Raw genomic sequence first — 19,210 nt, forward strand, 5'->3', positions numbered from 1 at the left:
TCTTCATGCATGAATAAAAAGTTGCCTTGAGAGTAGTATAACTCACTTAGGCAACTTTTTTGTGATTAATAATTTTAGGCAACTTTTCTACATGCCTCCGCACACTTGAAACATGCTTCCGCACATTTTTGGCAATGTTCATGACTATGCTTCTCACATTCACTTCCACATGCCTCACAAATTTCCGCACAAACCGACGCTAATTGAGAGACGAAAGGGCTGTTTCTAGATAATGCCTGTTCTAAATAAGAACAAATATCCGCACACTCTCTGTCCAACCGGATACATTCGGCCACCATCTTTACATCATCTTCTTTGAGACATGCATCATAACAATGATTACAAGCTTCCATACATTCATGTAGCGCTTGGATTAGTTCTTGATGTTGCTGATGTGACATTTTCCTACCCTCCTATTTTATTAATATACTGTACACCATATAAAATTCCCATTATTTATTTGATTAAACTAAAAAACACTAACTGCACATAAACTGCACCGTTTCTTAACAAAGTATTCAGCATTATAAATACCTGTAGGGGGTATATTGTGTTATAGTTGAAGTAACAAATAGATGAGACTAAATAATTCCAATCAAACGAAGAAAAAAGTTATAAGAGGAGTGAAAACGATGAAAAAGAACAAACACACTAATGAGCATGATGGACATAACGAGCAAAGCCATTCCCATCTTCAAAATGAACACAATCATAGTCATGATAGCATGCATGAAGATCACGGAAATCATAATCATAAGGACCATGATCACGACCATGAAGGGCATGGTGGCCATGGTAATCACCATGAACACATGATAGAAGACTTTAAGAAAAGGTTTTGGGTCTCTTTAGGGCTAGCATTACCAATTTCCTATTTATCAGAAATGACCCAGATGTTACTTGGATATGAAGTTAATTTCACTGGTGATACATTGCTGTTATTCTTGCTTTCTACAATCATCTTTTTCTATGGAGGAAAACCGTTTTTAGTAGGAGCATGGGAAGAATTAAAATCCAAAACTCCAGCTATGATGATGCTTATTTCTTTAGCTATTGTTGCTGCTTACGTCTATAGTTCATTGACTGTCTTCTTTATCGAAGGAAGCGACTTTTTCTTTGAATTAGCAACTTTAATTGCTATTATGTTACTTGGCCATTGGATTGAAATGAGATCGATTATGGGCGCTTCAAAAGCATTGGAAGAACTAATTAAACTGATGCCAAAGGAAGCTCATAAACTAGATGACTCAGGAAATACTGTTGAAGTTTCTATTGAATACTTGGTACCAGGTGACCGCATTTTAGTGAAATCGGGTGAAAAAATTCCACTTGACGGAGAGATTTTTGAAGGAGAATCGACTGTTGATGAATCGATGTTAACTGGGGAATCCGTTCCAGTGGAAAAAGGACCAGGCATGAATGCCATTGCTGGTGCTATTAATGGTGAAGGTGTATTAAAAATTAAAGTTAATAAAACGGGTGATGAAACTTATCTTTCTCAAGTAATCCAATTAGTTAGTGATGCGGAAAAGACTAAATCAAAAGCTCAAGGGTATGCAGATACTGCTGCAAAATGGTTATTCTATGTTGCAGTAATTGTAGGAATAATTACCTTTGCCTACTGGGCAACGACAGGTGATTACGAATTCGCATTAGCAAGAATGGTTACAGTCTTGATTATCGCTTGTCCACATGCACTTGGCTTAGCAGGTCCCTTAGTAACAGCAAGGTCTTCTTCGATTGCTGCTAGGAAAGGATTGCTAATCCGTAACCGAACGCAATTTGAAAGTGGTTGGAAAGTAGATCAAATTGTTTTTGATAAAACTGGTACACTAACGGAAGGTAATTTCGGTGTAACGGACGTTCATCCAAGTGATGGAATTAATGAAGAGGAATTGTTGACGTTAGCTTATTCTGTAGAAACACAGTCGGATCATCCAATTGCTAAAGGGATTGTAAAAGAAGGTAAAGAACGTAATTTAGAATTATATGATGTAAAGGATTATCAAAATCTGACCGGAAAGGGTCTGGTAGCTAAAGTTAATGGTGCAGAGATATCTGTTATAAGTCCAGGTGCAATGAGAGCAAATAACATCCCATTTGATGAGAGCACTTATGAAACACTTGCAGGACAGGGTAAAACTGTTGTTTTCGTACTAAAAGAAAATGAGTTGCAAGGAATGATCGCTTTAGCTGATATTATTAGGGAATCTTCATATAAAGTAATAAAGGAATTAAATGACCGTGGAATAGAAACAATCATGATGACTGGTGATAATAGTAAAGTAGCAAATTATGTTGGTGAAAAACTTGGAATGACAAATGTTATTGCAGAAGTATTACCACATGAAAAATCAAATAATGTAAAGAATTTAAAAAGTAATGGCAATAAAGTGGCCATGATTGGTGATGGCATTAATGATGCCCCAGCCTTGGCTGAATCAGATTTAGGGATTGCTATTGGAGCAGGGACAGATGTTGCACTTGAAACGGCTGATGTCGTATTAGTGAACAGTAACCCAGTAGATATCTTAAATATCATTAAATTGTCAAAAGCAAGTAGTCGAAAAATGGTGCAAAACCTATTCTGGGCTGCTGGTTATAATATAATCGCCATACCACTTGCTGCTGGTGTTCTTAATAGTGTAGGTGTAGTGATCACTCCAGCAATAGCTGCGGTTGTTATGTCATTAAGCACGATTATATGTGCAATCAATGCGCAAATGTTGAAAATAGATTAACTAGAAATATGGGACTAGGCTAGATTGTAGCTTAGTCTTTTATTTTCAGAATATCCTAGTTCCAAATAATAATTAACATACCTTATAAGGTTATGTTTAGACTTAGAGAAAAACAGAAATTCGATAAAAAGGGGATAAGAGATAAATGATAAACGATAAAAACTATGTAGCATTAGCAGTTAATGGTGGAATAGGATTTGGAGCGAAACTCAAACCCAAACAATTAGCTATATTAGGCGAGTATTTAGATGAAGACACTGAAATCGAACTCACCACGCTACAACAATTGATTGTTCAAGTTCCAAAGGAAGATTTAGAAAATGCAAAAAGAAAGTTTGACGACGTAGGTTTACATTATTATAAAGTTGGTAAGTTTGTGAAAAGTTTACGAACATGTAATTTCTGTAAAGGTGAAAAAGAAGAGGGAATGCCAGTAGCCAAGGAGTTAAATCGCCGTATCGCTGGACAGGAGGTTCCATTTACCCTAAGACCTGCATACACGGGTTGTCCAATTGGTTGTGGAGAGCCGTTAATAAATGATATCGGTGTAATGAAAGATGGAGATTTTTACGAGTTGTATATCGGGGGATATTCAAAAGGGCGTGATATCAAAGGTGGTGAGCTAGTTCAGGATAGTTTACAGCCAGAAGAGTTGTATATACTTGTAGATAAAATCCTAGATATTTATCGTGAATACGGGAAAAAGAGGGAAAAGTTTCATCGTTTCCTAGACCGTTTTGGATTAGATAACATAAAAGATAAGCTTCATATTTTCTAGAAGATACTAATCTTTAACTTTAAAGGAGAAAAATAAATGACTACAAAAATAGCTATTAATGGATTTGGACGTGTAGGAAGAACAACGTTGAGAAGATTATTAGACACGAATTCAGAACTAGAACTGGTTGCAATTAATGATTTAGTTAATATTGAGAACTTAGCTTATTTATTAGAATTTGACACAACTTATGGTCGATTAAAACATAACATTGAAGTTCTTGAAGATATCTTGGTTGTTGATGGCAAGGAAATAAAGCTTTTCCAAGAAACTGATGCCAAGAATCTTCCATGGGATGAATTAAAAATTGATATTGTCATAGAAGCAACCGGTCTTTATACAACCGCTGATAAGGCTCGAGCACATCTAGATGCTGGCGCTAAAAGAGTAATTATTACTGCTCCAGCAGATGAGGAAACGAAAATGATTGTTTACGGAGTTAACGAGGCCATTATTACAAAAGAGGATAAGATAATCTCTTCGGCTTCTTGTACAACCAATGACTTAGCTCCAATTGCGAAAGTTTTAAATGATAACTTTGGAATTATAACTGGTTATATGACCACAATTAAAGCCTATACACCATCACAAAAATTACATGATAGCCCTAATAAGGATATGAGACGTGGACGTTCAGGAGCGATGAATGCAATTCCTACATCTACTGGAGCAGCAAGAGCTGTAGGAAGAGTCATTCCCGAATTAAACGGGATTGTTGATGGAACAACAGTGAGAGTGCCACTTTTAGGTGGGGCAATCGTCGAGTTTTATACAAATTTAGAAAGAAAAGTAACAATTGAAGAAGTAAATGAAGCGATGAAAAAAGCTTCAAACCCCTCATTAGAATACTCTGAAAAACTAATCGTGTCCTCAGACGTTGTTGGAAATTCAGCTGGTGCTATTTACGATGCAACATTAACTGATATTGTTGAAAATGGAGATAATCAGCTTGTTAAGACTGTTTCTTGGTACGACAGCGAATACGGATTTTCATCTAATCTTGTTCGTTTGACTGAATATGTAGCTAAAATTAATAAATGATTTTTTAATAAAGAGATTACTTGAAGGGAGGTGAGAATATGCAAACCAAAACTTTAGATGTTAGGGGCATGACATGTGGGCATTGTAAAATGTCCGTAGAAGGCGCACTTGAAGGTTTAGATGGAGTTTCTACGGTAGAAGTTGATCTGAAAAGTGGTCATGTGAAAGTCACCTACGATGAAGGAAAGGTTACATTAGAAAATGTGAAAGAAGCTGTTGAAGATCAAGGTTATGATGTAGCATAATAATATAATGTAAGCTGGTTTTCTAGGTTGAAAACCAGCTTTTTAAAATAGAAAAAGCAACCAAGACTGACTACTGGCTGCTCTACATTATTTTAATTTAATTTATCTATTTACCTAAGAATCTAAGCATCATTTTTTTCTGTTAATTGCATGGTTGTAATACAAGTATTATCATTTTCAAAGGTTGAGAATTCCGATTCTGCGACTTTACCTTCATGTGAAATAGTTACCTGGTAGGTTTCGTCACGAGGAACCCATAAGTCAATAAACCCGTTTGCAGGTGTTCTCATTGTTTGTTCAACTACCACGTTCCCCTGTGAATCTTCTATATATACATCAAATTCTTCATCTACCATTTCACCTTGACACCCAGTTAAGCTATGAATATCACATGGATGTGTCTGACTGATAAATGGAGCGATAGAAACAAAGAATTCATCTTCCGGTAATTTATAGGTAGTTTGTTTCTCCTCACTATCGGTAACAATAAGTTCATGTGAAGTAATCGAAGCCATTTCGTTGCTAATATTACCTACACTATAATCTTGAACTAATTCCTTAATATCCTCCGTTTCACTCGCTTGGGGAGTGTTATCACTACTATTTCCAAGATATACAACTACAGCTACTCCTAATATGATAACTCCAATTATTGTAAAGATTATACTTTTCTTCATTTTTAATTTCTCCTCGTTGAGTTTATAATAATTGCTTATAAAATATTTTTATTTGAATAGAAATTCATCACTAGCAGAATAACCTTCTTAGTAAAAAACTGCTTTCACATATAATTTACTTAAAAATAATGCAGAACTTATCAAGAAATTATGTCTAAAGTGTGAAAAAAATTTTTTATAAGAAAATCTATATGAATGAATGACTTTAAAATTTCATATAAATAGCCTGAGGGACAAGTATTGAAAGGGGAATATAAATGACAGTTGCTTTAGGTATAACTTTTGCGCTCATCTTTCTATTGATGATATTCATTATATGGGAAACAACTCGTCATAGAAAAAAAATATCGAATATGGCTGGAATGATGATTTCTATGGTGATTGGAATGATTGGTGGCCTAACAGTCGGTGTAATATTTGGTGTTTTACTTTTAGGTGATTTGTTTACCTCTACTATACTAGCAATGTTAGTTGGAATAATAGCTGGATTTTTGGCGGGATTACCTATAGGTATAATGCCAGTTCTAGATGGAACATTAGCGGGTATAATGGGTGGTATGATGGGGGCGATGCTTGGGGAAATGATTGCAGCTGAATACCAAGAAACAATAATTAGAGTTATGTTTCTATTATTCGTAGGAATAGTTGTAATTTTATATCGCATGATGCAACAGGAGTTTATAAATAGTAAGGCAATAATCAGTCATCCTGTCACCACGATTGTATTATTTGTTCTTTTTGCTATTGGGTATAATCATGTGGGACCATTGATGCCAAATTCACATACACCGAATAGCAGTAATCATCACCACGGTATGGATACGAATAAATCAGAATTACAGACTAACGAGCAATCCATTTCCTCAAGCCATACTGAGATAATAGCTGGCGATATGATGATAATTACTATGGATAATATCGGAGAAGTGGAATATGATATCGAAATCATAGGCAGGGAAGCAAAATTGAGAAACAATCTTTATCATATGCTCATGGGCTGAGAAATGATTAATTATATCTGAATAGCTTTCCTGGGGATTTCATTTACTACTATGACCCTTCAATTTGGTGCCTGCCCCCATTATATTAAAGCGTTAATGAACGGGGGGGATGACACCATATTTTAGGTTCTGTTGTATTAATTTAGAAGACTATTTCTTACTTAAAAACATATTGCATAAATGCTAACATTTGGCTAACGCAATCTCATGAAAAGCTGTACAATGTAGTTAAAGATGTTACACTTTTGATTGAGTTAAAATTTGATATACCGCACTTCTCGCATATATGGTTATAGATAGTACACCCTCTCACCTTATGGGCGGCATGATGTAAGGCCTTTTGCCTTGCAACCAGGGAAATAATTAAGCCTATTTCTCTCCTTGTTTTACACCTGTTTTATGAGATTTTAATGTATAAATAGTTGAAATTGAAAAGAACTACCTCCTATTACAGGAGGTAGTTCTTTTGTAATTATAAAACTTACTTATTAAGATTTAGATGATAGTAGACATGGAAATACAACTGCTATTAATATTCAGATGCGTAACCCCCAAATTTTTTTAAACTCGTTTTATTTAATCACTCTACTTTCCCCGCCAACTCTACCAACAATTCCAACGCAGACTCAATCTCTTCATTTTTATGATATGCACCCTTTATCCAAACCCCATCAGCTACGATACTAAGTAGGCTTATCCAGGCAGGTGAGAGTTCTGTTGATAATTTTGAAAATACTCTATTATAGAAGTCACTCCACATTTCATCAACGCGATTGCTTGCACCATAATTCAATAGCGAAGTATATGCTTTTACTTCCTCACTCTTCGAAACTTTATAACATCCATAAATAAATGCTTCTGTATAGGAATCTCTTTTTTCTTTTTCTGCAATAATGATTTCACTTGCGAAATCTACGATATATTGTTGCAAGCTTTCTAAAAGAGCATCTTTTGAAGGGAAGTGATACAAAAATCCACCCTTACTTATTTTGGCTACTTCAGCAACCTTGTTTATTGAAAAGTTATTAATTCCTTGCTGAGCTATGACTTTCACAGCAGCTTTATGGATAACGTTTTTTGTATCCTTACCTTTCACCATAATCAACTCGTGCTCCTTCATCTCAAAAATATACGATAACTTTCCCAAATCTAAAAATCATCGGGTTTCCTCTTTTGTTTATTCTACCACATCTTAAAAGCACCGTTTTAGAGTGGATAAAACTAAAGATAAGTGTACCGACTGGACTGTACAGTGATTTAGCGATATAATGAATTCAGAAGGTAAAAATATTAGGAGGGAATAACTTTATGAAATTATTAGTTATTGGTGGAGCAGGTCATATGGCAGGCGCAGCTTTGGAGAAAATTGTTGCGGATGATTACTTTGATGAAGTAATTGTAGCCGATTACAATCTTGAAGCGGCTGAGAAAAAAGTAGCTGAAATTGGCAATAAAAAGTATCGAGCAGCTCAAGTTGACGTTTTCAACAAAGAACAACTTGTAGGATTAATGAACCAAGTTGATGTAGTCGCAAGTGGAGCAGGTCCATTCTATCGTTTACTAAATCCAGTAATTGAAGCTTTATTCGATTCAACATGTAAGAACTATGTTGATATTTGTGATGATATATCTGCAATTAATGAAGTGATGACAGAGGAAAATCAAAAGCGTGCGAAAGAGCAAGGCATGCGAATTATTATTGGTCTAGGAGGAAGTCCTGGATTAATCCCAGTTGAAGTTATGCATGCGGCATCTATGATGGATGATGTGCACACAGCAGGTCTTTATATGGTTATGGACGAACTTGTTGAAGGTGGTCCGGCTGTATGGGATCATATGTATGAAAACTTTAACGGAACAATCGAAGTATTTGAAGATGGTGAACTAAAAGAAGTAGAAGGATTAACTCGTGAAGAATACTACGATTATCCTGAAGAGATCTTTGGTGATTTAGGACGAGTGAAAGTATATGATTTAGGACACCCAGAAGTTCACACATTACCGCAAGCCCTACCAAACATCAAAAACATCCCTATTAAAGTAACAATTTATCCAATTGAAGCAATGGATTTAATCAAAGACTTTAACGCACAAGGGTTGCTTAACACAGAAGAAATTGAAGTAGATGGGAAAAAGGTTTCCCCACGTAATGTTCTACTTGAGTTAACAAAAGAAACTCAGTTAAACCCAGATTATAAAGGTGGTTTGCACGACAGCTACCGTGGACCAAATGAAGTTGTAACTGGTTCTATTATTGAAGTACACGGGACCAAAGATGGTAAGCCGGTGATGTACATCAGTGGATTCTCAACACCAATGGGTCCTGTAACAGGTTATCCAATGGCAGTAGGTGCTCGTATGCTTGCTGAAGGAGAAATTGAAGAAACAGGAATTATGATTCCAGAAATTGCGATTTCAAACCCTGGCAAACTAGTAAATGAAGTGTTCGATTCTATTAAGAAAACAGAACATTTCTTAAGAAGATTTGCACGTGTGACATATGATTTAAATTCATAATATCCAATTATAAGAGGTCTCTCACAAAATTTGTGGGAGGTCTTTTTTGCTTCTTCTGCCATCTTTGCCAGTTTTATTTTTTCAGACAAATTGATTTCTGAAATGTAACCATCGAATGCTTCTAATAATAAGTTAAATATCTTGATGTTGGTTGATAAAGTGTGAAATCCATAACTAGAATAACACGAATAATATCTAAATCTTTAGTTTTAATTCATCTAATGCTAATGATATATGATATCATGATTGATAATCACTACTGTATAAAGAAAATCTTGAAGGAGAGAAAAGATATGTATTCAAATATTTTAAGACACCCAGGTCCGACTCCAATTCCGAAAAGAGTTGAGCTGGCAATGGCGCAGGATATGATCAGTCACCGTTCAGAAGAGTTTATCAAGTTATATCGAGAAACGATGGAGCGTGTGAAACCAATCTTTGGGACAAAGCAAGAAGTTCTACTTTTACCGTCAGGCGGGACAGCAGCTCTGGAAGCAGCAGTTGTAAATAGTGTTTCTCCGGGAGACGAAGTAGTTGTAGTCACAATTGGTGCGTTCGGCGATTATTTTGTTTCTATTTGCGAGAAGTATGGTTTGAAAGTACATAAACTTGAAAAGGAATGGGGAGAAGCTTGTTCAAAAGATGAGTTAGCAGACTTCATAAAACCATTAACAGATATTAAAGCTGTATTTGCAACACATAATGAAACATCAACTGGAGTCATAAATCCTATTAAACAATTATCGGAAGCAGTACAAGAACATTCAGATGCAATCTTTATTGTGGATAGCGTCAGTGGTGTTGGTGGGGCAAATGTAGAAATGGATGCATGGAAAATCGACATTTTAGTAACAGGTTCACAAAAAGCAATGATGCTTCCACCAGGACTTTCGTTTGCTGTTGTAAGTGAGAAGGCTTGGAAAGTTATCGAGGATAACAATCCTACTGCTTATTATTTAAATTTATTAACGTATCGTGATTGGGCAGAAAAAGGTATGACGCCTAACACGCCGGCAGTTTCACTCATTATGGGGTTATCTGCTGTGTGTGATTTAATTGAGGAAGAAGGCGGCATTTCAAAAGCAGTTGAAAGACATGAAGTTATGAAAGATATGGTTCGTGCATCAATGAAAGCTCTATCTATCGACTTGTTAACGAGTGATGCTGTTGCATCCCCAACTATTACGGCAATCCGTACTCCTAAAGGACTGGATCTTGGAGAATTCTTAGCTCACTTAAAGAAGAAATATCATCTTGACTTCGCTGGTGCACTTGGCGATCTTCAAGGGAAAGTCTTCCGATTTGGTCATATGGGCTATTGCTTCCCAAGTGATGTGCTTCAAGCAGTTTCTTTAATAGAAGCAGGATTACAAGACTTTTCTTATGATTTTGAAGCAGGAGCTGGAGTACAGGCAGCGCAGAATGTTTACTTAGCTTCGTTATCAAAATAAATAAACAGAAACAAATATCTTCGTTAAGGAACGTTAAATTTCATATCAGAAAAAGTTTATATCCATTAAAAAGATTGTTTAGTTTAGTATTGACGTACCAATTTAGGTTTACGAACCTAAATTATATTCTTGTTCATTCTTTATATAAAAAAACTGACGTATTTCATTAAGTTATTTAACATAGTGAGATACGTCTTTTGTTAACTTCAAATCTTTTTCCACTTTGCGTTTCTTCCTAATCCAGTTGGTTCAATATCTCCAGCTTCTTTCAGTTGATTAAGCACTCTGTTGATCGTTGATTCACTTACATCAGGACAAGCTCTACGTATATCTTCTTTTGTGAAGAAACCTAATTTATTGTCAATAAAATCTTTAATTCGTGCCGATTTATTTCCTTTACCAGTTTTGACTAATCCAACTCTTGATTCCAATTCTTTATATGCTGCAACAAAAGTACTTAATATATAATTTACCCAAGGGAAAATATCATTATCATTTTCGTGCCAGCCTTGAGATGATTGGCGTAATGTTTCATAATAACGTTCTTTCGTATTTTCAATAACTTTTTCTAGACTAACATAGCGTCCAACTTCAAAGTCAAACTTATATAAGAGAAGCAAAGTTAAAATTCGAGCCATTCTTCCGTTTCCATCATTGAATGGATGAATCGATAAAAAGTCCAAAATGAACACACTAATCAAAACAAGTGGTTCTACATCTTCTTTAGTCATTCTTTGATTCAATTCGTTACAAAGATTTTCCATAGCACCTGGAGTTTCGAATGATGAAAGAGGTGCAAAACGGAAGAACTTTTCTCCGCTTGAAAGTGTTTCGCTAATAACATTATCAACATTTTTCCACTTTCCACCTTCAGTAGAAATATAATTGTAAAGCTGTCGGTGTAGCTGTAAGATGACGTTAGAATTGATTGGAATAGCCTCATGAGAAGCGTGGACAAGTTTTAACACGTCTCGGTATCCTACTATTTCTCCTTCTGAACGATCAAATGGGGCAGATCCTTCTTCCATCAATGCTTTTAGACGCTTATCTTTAATGATAATACCTTCAATAGCATTAGATGCCTTCGTAGATTGTATAATGGCAATATCTTTGAGTGTGTTTAACATTTTTGGTGCTTGTTGCATATATAAATCTTCTTTTCCTTTATATTCATTAATTTTGGAAATCAGTTGAACGGTTTCCATTGGTAACATTATGTTTTTGAGTGCTCCATAGTTAAATACTTTCATACATATCCCTCCAAAATAAAACATACTCATAGATAATTCAAATGAACATGTTCATCATGCACATTATCTCTTTAACATATTCATATTGTATAAAATGAATATGATTATTATTCTAATTATATTATTTAACATATTCATTTACAATACAAATGAATATATTTAATATAAAATGAGCCTATTAAAATGGCTAAATTTATTGACAAGCTATTTTAGCTTTTCTATAGTTCCTTTTATTTGTATGTTATTAAAACTACTTTAAAATAGAATGTATAACGAATCATAAAATAAATTTATATAATAGTGAATGGAGTGGGAAACATGGATGTTAATCAATTAAAATTTGGACTAGATACATTTGGAGATGTCGCGTTAGATAATACAGGTAAAAAGATTTCTTATGAGGAATCCATCCGAAATATAGCAAAAGAAGGACAATTAGCTGAAGAAGTTGGCGTTGACGTATTTGCATTAGGTGAACACCACCGAGAAGAATACGCTATTTCAAGCCCGGAAATTATTTTGGCTGCATTAGCTTCTGTTACAGAAAAAATAACTTTAGGAACAGCTGTTACGGTATTAAGTTCTGATGATCCCATCCGTTTGTATCAACGCTTTGCAACATTGGATGCTCTTTCCAATGGCAGATCACAAGTGATGATTGGTAGAGGCTCTTTCACGGAGTCTTTTGGATTATTTGGTTATGACTTAAGGGACTACAATGAATTATTTGAAGAAAAAATAGCTTTATTTGATAAACTCGTCAAAGGTGGGCCAGTTACTTCAAATGGAAAATTCACACCGCATCTGGAGAATATGGAAGTATATCCAAAAATGACAGAGAAAACATTAGATGTCCAAATTGGTGTAGGTGGTACACCAGAGTCTGTGGTTAGGGCGGCACGTTACGGTTACCCATTAATGTTAGCTATTATTGGAGGAAACCCAATTCGTTTTAAGCCATATATTGACCTATACAATCAATCTCTGGAAAGATTTGGGAACCCTGCTCAACCGGTAGGTATGCATTCTCATGGGGTAATTGCTAAAACAGATGAAGAAGCGATTGAAAGAGCATGGAAATATATTGTTCCAGCGATGAATAAAATTGGTATGGAACGTGGTTGGGGACCAATGAGTCGCGAAGCCTTTGAAAATGAAGTAAAGAGCGGTTCATTTTATGTTGGTAGTCCAGAAACAGTTGCAAGACGAATGGCTAATGTGATTAAAGAAATGGATATTCAACGCTTTGATCTTGTTTACGGAATCAATGGGCAACTACAAGAAGAAAGGTTCCAAACGATTGAGTTATACGGAAAAGAAGTGATTCCACGAGTGAAAGAAATATTGAAAGAGGGGAATTAAATTGACCAAACCAATGATTGGAATATTAGGCGCGGGAAAATTAGGAGTCTCTCTTGGTCAGCTTGCAAGGCAGGCTGGCTACTCTGTAGGAATAGCTGCATCTGGTCCGGCGGAAAAAATTGAATTAACTGTTGAAATTTTAGTTCCTGGTGCAAAAGCTTATACAACAGAAGAACTTACTCGATTTGCTGATATCATCATCTTAGCTGTACCACTCAGTAAATATCAACAAATAGACTCTGAATGGCTGAAAGATAAACTTGTGATCGATGCCATGAATTATTGGTGGGAAGTGGATGGAACGGATGAGGTGTTTTCTGATGAAGAACGTTCATCTTCGGAAAGGGTTCAAGAGTATTTTAATGAAAGTTTAGTTGTGAAGGCCTTTAATCATATGGGTTACCATGATTTAGTAGACCATGCCAAGCAGGGAAAAACGGAAAACCGAAAAGCAATATTAGTTGCTGGTGATGATAAAGTGGCTACCGATCAAGTAGAAGGGATTGTTGATGATTTTGGTTTTACACCTTTAAATATAGGGCCTTTGAAAAATGGAGTTATTTTAGAAACTGGTCAACCATTATTCGGTGCGAGCCTAGGGTTAGAAGAATCGAAGGAAATGGTAAAGCATAGTTTAGAGGAGATTAGAAAATAATAGTTATTGAAAACAAGAAGCGAATAAAATCTTTTATTTGACTTGGCATATTTGGAAAAAATCTAAACCTTTATTAGCAAGGAGTGAAAATATATGAAGACAGTAGATGAGGTTGCAAAAGAATTGGGAATAAATGAAAACATGCTGCGAAACTGGGAAGAGAAAGGATTTCTTGGAAATGTGGCTGAAATCAACGGAAAGAAAATATATAATGAAGAACAAATTGAACGTATCAAGTTTATCCAACAGCAGGTAAGGGAGCAGCTAAATAGGAGCGATAACTCATAAAATATTAAGATTGCTCCAATTCATCTAGCTGATGAACGGAGCAATTTTTTACCTTTTTACTTCGCTAAATAAGGGGTTGCTATCGTCTATATTTTTATTTGAATTTTTATTAATGACGGATAGGCTACCATCCGTTTCGAGTATGACTGCCCAGACATCGGACAAAGCCCCATTTCCGTTTGAACGGATAGCCTGCTTAATCTCAGTTTCAACTACGCGTTCCTTTTGCATATTCTCATATTGGAATTCATTATTATAATAGAGAAAAATTGGGGATGCCTTAATATATTTTTTGGTAAAATTTGTGTTCACTGAAAGTTTTGTGATGATATATTGCAAAACGATGAGAACCAAAAAGGCGGTGACTCCCTGAGTAATCGTTACATTTTGATTAATGATGATGCTTGATAGTATCGAACCTAGGGCTACAGTAACAATTAAGTCGAAAGCATTAAGCTGGGTTAGCGACCTTTTTCCACTAACCCTTATAATAATAACTATTGCAAAGTAAGCCATTATACCGATTGTCAAAGTCCTCAGTATGGTATCGAAACCGTCAAATATCAATGTATCGAATGACAATGAATAAACCTCCCAGAAACCATAATATTATAAGATACTTACCCTGTCCCCGCAGATATATGTATGTAACTCATTTGAAATTATATGTGACTATTAAACCTGATAAAAATTATACATACTCTAAACTTATGGGCGTTATGATTTATTAGCCACCTAAACTCCTAATAAATAAACATTGTAGGTTTTTCATAAGTTGAATAATCTCTTGAGAAGTCTTTTTTGTATGCAATCCTTCTTATATGGAAATGGTAAACACATGATGTTTCAACTAAATGGAAATTGGTAAGATGTTTGTATAGGAGGTTAGATATCACATGTATTCAATCTCAGCAATAGGTGCAATCGTTATCCTCACTGGATGGTTCGCTCTCACTGAATATGATCAATTCCCTGAAGCGGAGCGTCTAAATATTTTAGAACGAATCAAAAGAAGTCCTTTAGCTATTATTGTGATTGCTTTAATGCCTCTGGGGCTCATTATCAATATGTTAGGAACGTTTCTAGGGTCTATTTGGATGGTCATGATTGGAGCCACTCTTATTTTTGTGCAAAGCATCATCGTTTCACTTTTGTTTTGGAGGCGAAAACGTTGGAAAAGTATTGTGTTGCTAATTACAATGGTTATACTAGGAATCTTCCTCTATCTGCCACTATTTATTCTCTAGGCTGAAGAAGAGTAATGAAAGTTTTAGAGAGGTTATAACTGAAGACCAAAAGATCATACTAGAAAATAAACAGATGCATTTGAAAATAGAGCTTAAGTGATTTTTCTTCGATTACCTTAATTAAAGGATAAGGGGAAGAATTTCTAGTTTATTTATAACAAGAAATTCTTCCTTTTTTTATAATAGTCCACATATCTACAAGACTTTCTTTAGCGCAACACAAATTGGGATTGCAATCAGCATACCGATGATACTTTGAACAATATCTCCAGGAATGGAAGCGAGTGGTGTAAGCCAATTTCCATAGATAATCGCTTCTCCAGTATAATAAGTAGCAATCATCAAAGGCGTCGAGATAATCATTGCCATTATATTGAGGCCGATATTTCGTCCTTTACGACCATATGCCCAAGCGATTTTACCAACTATAAAGCCTTGAAGTCCACGGGCAATAATCGTAATCGGTGTCCATAACAGCCAACCACCTAGAAAATCGAATAATCCCATTCCAACTGCTCCAGCAATGGCTCCTTTTTTTGGACCAAATAAAATCGCGGCGATAAATAGCATTCCTGTACCGAGATGAACTAATCCGCCATGCGCTGCAATTGGTAGCCTTATATTAATAAATGTAGCAATAAATACAAGTGCAATTAACATGGAAGTAATTACTAAGCTGTATGTATTTTGCTGTGATTTTGTTTTTACAATGCCTGGTGTGTTTTCCATTTTCTCTATCCCTTCCTCGATATCATTTATTTTACTTTAATAAACTAATGACCTTTTCAAAAGAGTCAATTTCTCAAATTATAATAGGGTCAGTTGAATTTTGAATACTATACTTGACCTTATGATAAATAATCAGTCTAGCTCTTCGCCTAGGAGCATAAGGGTGTAGAATGACAAAACTATCTATAGATGCTAAACTATAAAAAGTTTAATTGATCGTTCTTATGGAGGTTCTTATGAAAAAAGTTGCTGTCATCCAAGATTTATCGTCATTAGGAAAATGTTCTTTAACCGCTGCGATCCCAGTACTTTCTGTCATGGGGGTGCAGGCAGTCCCATTACCAACGGCAGTCTTCTCGGCTCAAAGCGAATACCCAAGTTATTATGCACAAGACTTCACTTCAAAAATGAACAATTTTACCAACGAGTGGAAAAAATTAGACTTGAATTTTGACGGTATTTTTACTGGTTTTGTTACTAGCGGGGACCAGATTGATAATATATTTTCATTTTTAGAGACTTTTAATAAGAAAGAGAGCTTGTTACTTGTCGACCCAGTAATGGGGGATGAGGGACAGGTTTATGATGTATTTAACTACGGATTACTGGATCGCATGGAGGAATTGGTAAAACAAGCGGATGTGATTACACCAAATGTTACGGAATGCTGTCTGCTATCAGGATTGTCCTATGAAAAATTACAAACCTATACAAAGCAAGATGATTACTTGAAAGCATTGAGAGAAGCAGGAAATCAATTGCAGCAAACTACGAATGCAAAAGTCATTATTACTGGGATGAACCCACCAACGACTCATAATGAAAAGCAGTTGATTGGAGATATGTATTTGGATGGAAATAAATCTTTTTACCATAACATGGAATATAATGGTAAAAGTTATTCAGGCACTGGAGATTTATTTGCGTCTGTCATAATGGGAAGTATGATGCGTGGAGAAAATTTAGAAAAAGCAATTGAACTTGCAGTGACGTTTTTATCAAAAGCGATTGACGAAGCATCAAAGGAAGGGATTCCAGAGATCGAGGGAGTAAATTTTGAACGGTATCTTGGAGTGCTTCTATAAAAAAGAAGATACTTATAAAAAGAAACCTATTAAATTTTAATAGATAACAACTATATAAATACTAGAAGCTTCTCAATAGTTCGCTTAACTTTTGAGAAGCTTCTTTTTTGTTCAATAAATAAATAGATTTGAGTTGGGAGGAGGCAACATTTCAACTGGGATTAGCCAGAATGCAAATCAAGCTATGGTTGTGTCTTAAACAAACAGTGACTTGCATCCCGACATTTGCATATAATAATCCGCGGAAATACCTTCCGTGGAGAGGGTGAAGTGTAATGTGTGGAATCACTGTAATTATTAATTGGAAAGAGAATGTTAGAAACATGGAAACTACAGTAAGGAGAATGGCTGATACTCTGAATTTAAGAGGTCCAGATGATTCACAGGTGTGGGTAAGCGATCATGCTGTCTTTGGTCATAAGCGATTAGTTGTTGTTGATCCCAAGGGTGGAAAGCAACCGATGAGCAAGAAGCATAATAACGTAACCTATACACTTGTATATAATGGCGAGCTATATAATACAGAGGAATTAAGAAAGGAACTGAAGGATAGAGGGCATCAATTTACCACTTCATCAGATACGGAAGTTTTACTCACAGCTTACATCGAATGGAAAGATGAATGTGTCCATCACTTAAATGGAATATTCGCATTTGGAGTTTGGAATCCAGCAAAAGAAGAGTTGTTTATGGCTAGGGACCGTCTTGGTGTGAAGCCTTTATTTTATTTTGAATCGAAAGGACGTTTTATTTTTGGGTCAGAATTAAAGGCTATTTTAGCGCATGATGATGTTAAAGCAGAAGTTGACCATTCAGGCCTATCGGAGATCTTTGGTTTAGGTCCATCTCGAACACCAGGTCATGGGATATTTAAAGGATTTAAAGAACTAAGAGCAGGGCATGCATTAACTTTTTCAAAAAGTGGATTAAAAGTATGGCGATATTGGAACGTTAAAAGCCATGAACATACGGACACAATCGAAGAAACCACAGAAAAAATAAGAGGATTATTTGTTGATGCTGTGGAGCGTCAATTAATTGCTGATGTGCCGGTTTCTACATTCTTATCGGGAGGCTTGGATTCAAGTGCAATCACCGCAGTTGCATCAAACTTTTTTAAAAGCAAGGGGCGAGGAAGATTATCAACTTTTTCAATTGATTATGAAGGAAACGACAAGTATTTCAAGGTTAACAAGTTTCAGCCTTCAATTGATCAACCTTGGATTGAAAAAGTTGTTAATTATTTGAAGACGGACCAACACAATGAAGTGATTACTGGATTTGAATTAGCAAATTTATTAAAGGAAGCTGTTGTATTTCGAGATCAACCTGGGATGGCAGATATCGATTCTTCTTTATTATGGCTGTGTCGCAAAATTAAAGAACATACAACAGTAAGTTTGTCTGGAGAGTGTGCAGACGAAATTTTTGGAGGATATCCCTGGTTTCATGAGATTTCAAGCAAAGAAGAAGAGGTATTTCCTTGGATGAACTCATTAGACGCTCGAATCGATTTACTTTTACCTGAATGGAAAAATAAACTTGATTTAAAAACCTATGTAAACGAGCGCTATCAAGAAACAATTCGCGAAACTCCTCGTTTAGGTGGGGAAAATAAATTGGATGCACGACGAAGAGAACTATTTTATTTGAACATGCATTGGTTTATGGCACAACTATTAGATCGTAAAGACCGAATGAGTATGGGAGCAAGCCTTGAGGTAAGAGTTCCTTTTGCAGATCATAAACTTGTTGAATATGTATGGAATATTCCTTGGGATATGAAAAAATTAGACGGACAGGAAAAAGGAATTTTACGCAAAGCACTGGAAGGATTATTACCTATTGAAGTCTTGTATCGAAAGAAAAGTCCTTACCCGAAGACTTTTCAACCTGAATATACACGACAAGTAGTAAATTGGATGAATGAAATTCTAGCTGACTCCAAATCACCCTTATTTAATTTTGTAAGACGCGATCGAATTACAGCTATGGTGAATAGTGAAGGAAGAGGTTTTACCAAACCGTGGTATGGGCAACTATTGACAGGCCCACAGCTTATTGCACATTTATGTCAAATTGATTATTGGCTAAGAACTTATGATGTTAAAGTGAGTGATTAAAAATCAATTTCTACAAAAAG

19 protein-coding genes are annotated in these 19,210 nt (G+C 35.6%); 13 read left to right on the forward strand and 6 right to left on the reverse strand.

Translation table 11 applies throughout. The annotated features are described in order from the left end of the window. Positions 1-74: 74 nt before the first annotated feature. Complete coding sequence (locus ACXYMZ_RS15065; protein WP_458949229.1) at positions 75-401, reverse strand: four-helix bundle copper-binding protein; 327 nt, start codon at positions 399-401, stop codon at positions 75-77. Positions 402-632: 231 nt separating this feature from the next. On the opposite strand from ACXYMZ_RS15065, the gene ACXYMZ_RS15070 reads away from it, so the two are divergent. From ACXYMZ_RS15070 to copZ, 4 genes are all read left to right on the forward strand, one after another. After that, on the forward strand, positions 633-2,741 hold the full coding sequence (locus tag ACXYMZ_RS15070; protein WP_458949230.1) for a copper-translocating P-type ATPase: 2,109 nt from the start codon (positions 633-635) through the stop codon (positions 2,739-2,741). A gap of 145 nt (positions 2,742-2,886) precedes the next feature. Then, positions 2,887-3,519 (forward strand): nitrite reductase, encoded by a 633-nt coding sequence (locus ACXYMZ_RS15075; protein ID WP_458949231.1) that lies wholly within the window; start codon positions 2,887-2,889, stop codon positions 3,517-3,519. Positions 3,520-3,555: 36 nt separating this feature from the next. Beyond that, entirely contained in the window at positions 3,556-4,560 is a 1,005-nt protein-coding gene (gene gap, locus ACXYMZ_RS15080) for a type I glyceraldehyde-3-phosphate dehydrogenase (RefSeq protein WP_458949232.1), read from the forward strand. A 38-nt stretch (positions 4,561-4,598) separates the two neighbouring features. Continuing rightward, entirely contained in the window at positions 4,599-4,805 is a 207-nt protein-coding gene (gene copZ, locus ACXYMZ_RS15085; protein ID WP_458949233.1) for a copper chaperone CopZ, read from the forward strand. Between the two features lie 122 nt (positions 4,806-4,927). Here copZ and ACXYMZ_RS15090 read toward each other — a convergent pair whose 3' ends face one another. Then, positions 4,928-5,482, reverse strand: coding sequence for a CueP family metal-binding protein (locus ACXYMZ_RS15090; protein ID WP_458949234.1), 555 nt, complete (start codon positions 5,480-5,482; stop codon positions 4,928-4,930). 257 nt (positions 5,483-5,739) lie between these two features. Here ACXYMZ_RS15090 and ACXYMZ_RS15095 point away from each other — a divergent pair, with 257 nt between their 5' ends. After that, the gene (locus tag ACXYMZ_RS15095) at positions 5,740-6,483 is read left to right on the forward strand and encodes a hypothetical protein (RefSeq protein WP_458949235.1); all 744 of its coding nucleotides are present in this window, start codon (positions 5,740-5,742) and stop codon (positions 6,481-6,483) included. 580 nt (positions 6,484-7,063) lie between these two features. Here the strand turns inward: ACXYMZ_RS15095 and ACXYMZ_RS15100 are convergent. Next, the gene (locus ACXYMZ_RS15100; protein ID WP_458949236.1) at positions 7,064-7,582 is read right to left on the reverse strand and encodes a TetR/AcrR family transcriptional regulator; all 519 of its coding nucleotides are present in this window, start codon (positions 7,580-7,582) and stop codon (positions 7,064-7,066) included. A gap of 209 nt (positions 7,583-7,791) precedes the next feature. On the opposite strand from ACXYMZ_RS15100, the gene ACXYMZ_RS15105 reads away from it, so the two are divergent. Both ACXYMZ_RS15105 and ACXYMZ_RS15110 read left to right on the forward strand, forming a co-directional pair. Continuing rightward, on the forward strand, positions 7,792-9,000 hold the full coding sequence (locus tag ACXYMZ_RS15105) for a saccharopine dehydrogenase family protein (RefSeq protein ID WP_458949237.1): 1,209 nt from the start codon (positions 7,792-7,794) through the stop codon (positions 8,998-9,000). A 293-nt stretch (positions 9,001-9,293) separates the two neighbouring features. Further along, on the forward strand, positions 9,294-10,451 hold the full coding sequence (locus ACXYMZ_RS15110) for a pyridoxal-phosphate-dependent aminotransferase family protein (RefSeq protein ID WP_458949238.1): 1,158 nt from the start codon (positions 9,294-9,296) through the stop codon (positions 10,449-10,451). A 206-nt stretch (positions 10,452-10,657) separates the two neighbouring features. Here ACXYMZ_RS15110 and ACXYMZ_RS15115 read toward each other — a convergent pair whose 3' ends face one another. Further along, positions 10,658-11,701, reverse strand: a complete 1,044-nt coding sequence (locus tag ACXYMZ_RS15115; RefSeq protein WP_458949239.1) for a Fic family protein — start codon at positions 11,699-11,701, stop codon at positions 10,658-10,660. Between the two features lie 318 nt (positions 11,702-12,019). On the opposite strand from ACXYMZ_RS15115, the gene ACXYMZ_RS15120 reads away from it, so the two are divergent. The 3 genes from ACXYMZ_RS15120 (at position 12,020) to ACXYMZ_RS15130 (ending at position 14,006) form a co-directional block, all read left to right on the forward strand. Next, complete coding sequence (locus ACXYMZ_RS15120) at positions 12,020-13,063, forward strand: LLM class flavin-dependent oxidoreductase (RefSeq protein ID WP_458949240.1); 1,044 nt, start codon at positions 12,020-12,022, stop codon at positions 13,061-13,063. Position 13,064: 1 nt separating this feature from the next. Next, on the forward strand, positions 13,065-13,718 hold the full coding sequence (locus ACXYMZ_RS15125; protein WP_458949241.1) for an NADPH-dependent F420 reductase: 654 nt from the start codon (positions 13,065-13,067) through the stop codon (positions 13,716-13,718). Positions 13,719-13,811: 93 nt separating this feature from the next. Then, positions 13,812-14,006 carry a MerR family transcriptional regulator gene (locus tag ACXYMZ_RS15130; protein ID WP_458949242.1) on the forward strand — a complete coding sequence of 65 codons (195 nt, stop codon included), beginning with the start codon at positions 13,812-13,814 and terminating at the stop codon, positions 14,004-14,006. Between the two features lie 48 nt (positions 14,007-14,054). Here ACXYMZ_RS15130 and ACXYMZ_RS15135 read toward each other — a convergent pair whose 3' ends face one another. Continuing rightward, positions 14,055-14,588, reverse strand: a complete 534-nt coding sequence (locus ACXYMZ_RS15135) for a DUF421 domain-containing protein (RefSeq protein ID WP_458949243.1) — start codon at positions 14,586-14,588, stop codon at positions 14,055-14,057. Positions 14,589-14,902: 314 nt separating this feature from the next. Here ACXYMZ_RS15135 and ACXYMZ_RS15140 point away from each other — a divergent pair, with 314 nt between their 5' ends. Next, on the forward strand, positions 14,903-15,253 hold the full coding sequence (locus tag ACXYMZ_RS15140) for a hypothetical protein (RefSeq protein ID WP_458949244.1): 351 nt from the start codon (positions 14,903-14,905) through the stop codon (positions 15,251-15,253). Between the two features lie 195 nt (positions 15,254-15,448). Here ACXYMZ_RS15140 and ACXYMZ_RS15145 read toward each other — a convergent pair whose 3' ends face one another. Continuing rightward, positions 15,449-15,982: an ECF transporter S component gene (locus ACXYMZ_RS15145; RefSeq protein WP_458949245.1), complete on the reverse strand. Its 534-nt coding sequence runs from the start codon at positions 15,980-15,982 to the stop codon at positions 15,449-15,451. A 236-nt stretch (positions 15,983-16,218) separates the two neighbouring features. Here ACXYMZ_RS15145 and ACXYMZ_RS15150 point away from each other — a divergent pair, with 236 nt between their 5' ends. Beyond that, the gene (locus ACXYMZ_RS15150) at positions 16,219-17,067 is read left to right on the forward strand and encodes a pyridoxamine kinase (protein ID WP_458949246.1); all 849 of its coding nucleotides are present in this window, start codon (positions 16,219-16,221) and stop codon (positions 17,065-17,067) included. Positions 17,068-17,342: 275 nt separating this feature from the next. Beyond that, complete coding sequence (gene asnB, locus ACXYMZ_RS15155) at positions 17,343-19,190, forward strand: asparagine synthase (glutamine-hydrolyzing) (RefSeq protein WP_458949247.1); 1,848 nt, start codon at positions 17,343-17,345, stop codon at positions 19,188-19,190. Positions 19,191-19,210: the final 20 nt, after the last annotated feature.

The organism is Oceanobacillus sp. CAU 1775 (genome assembly GCF_054482815.1).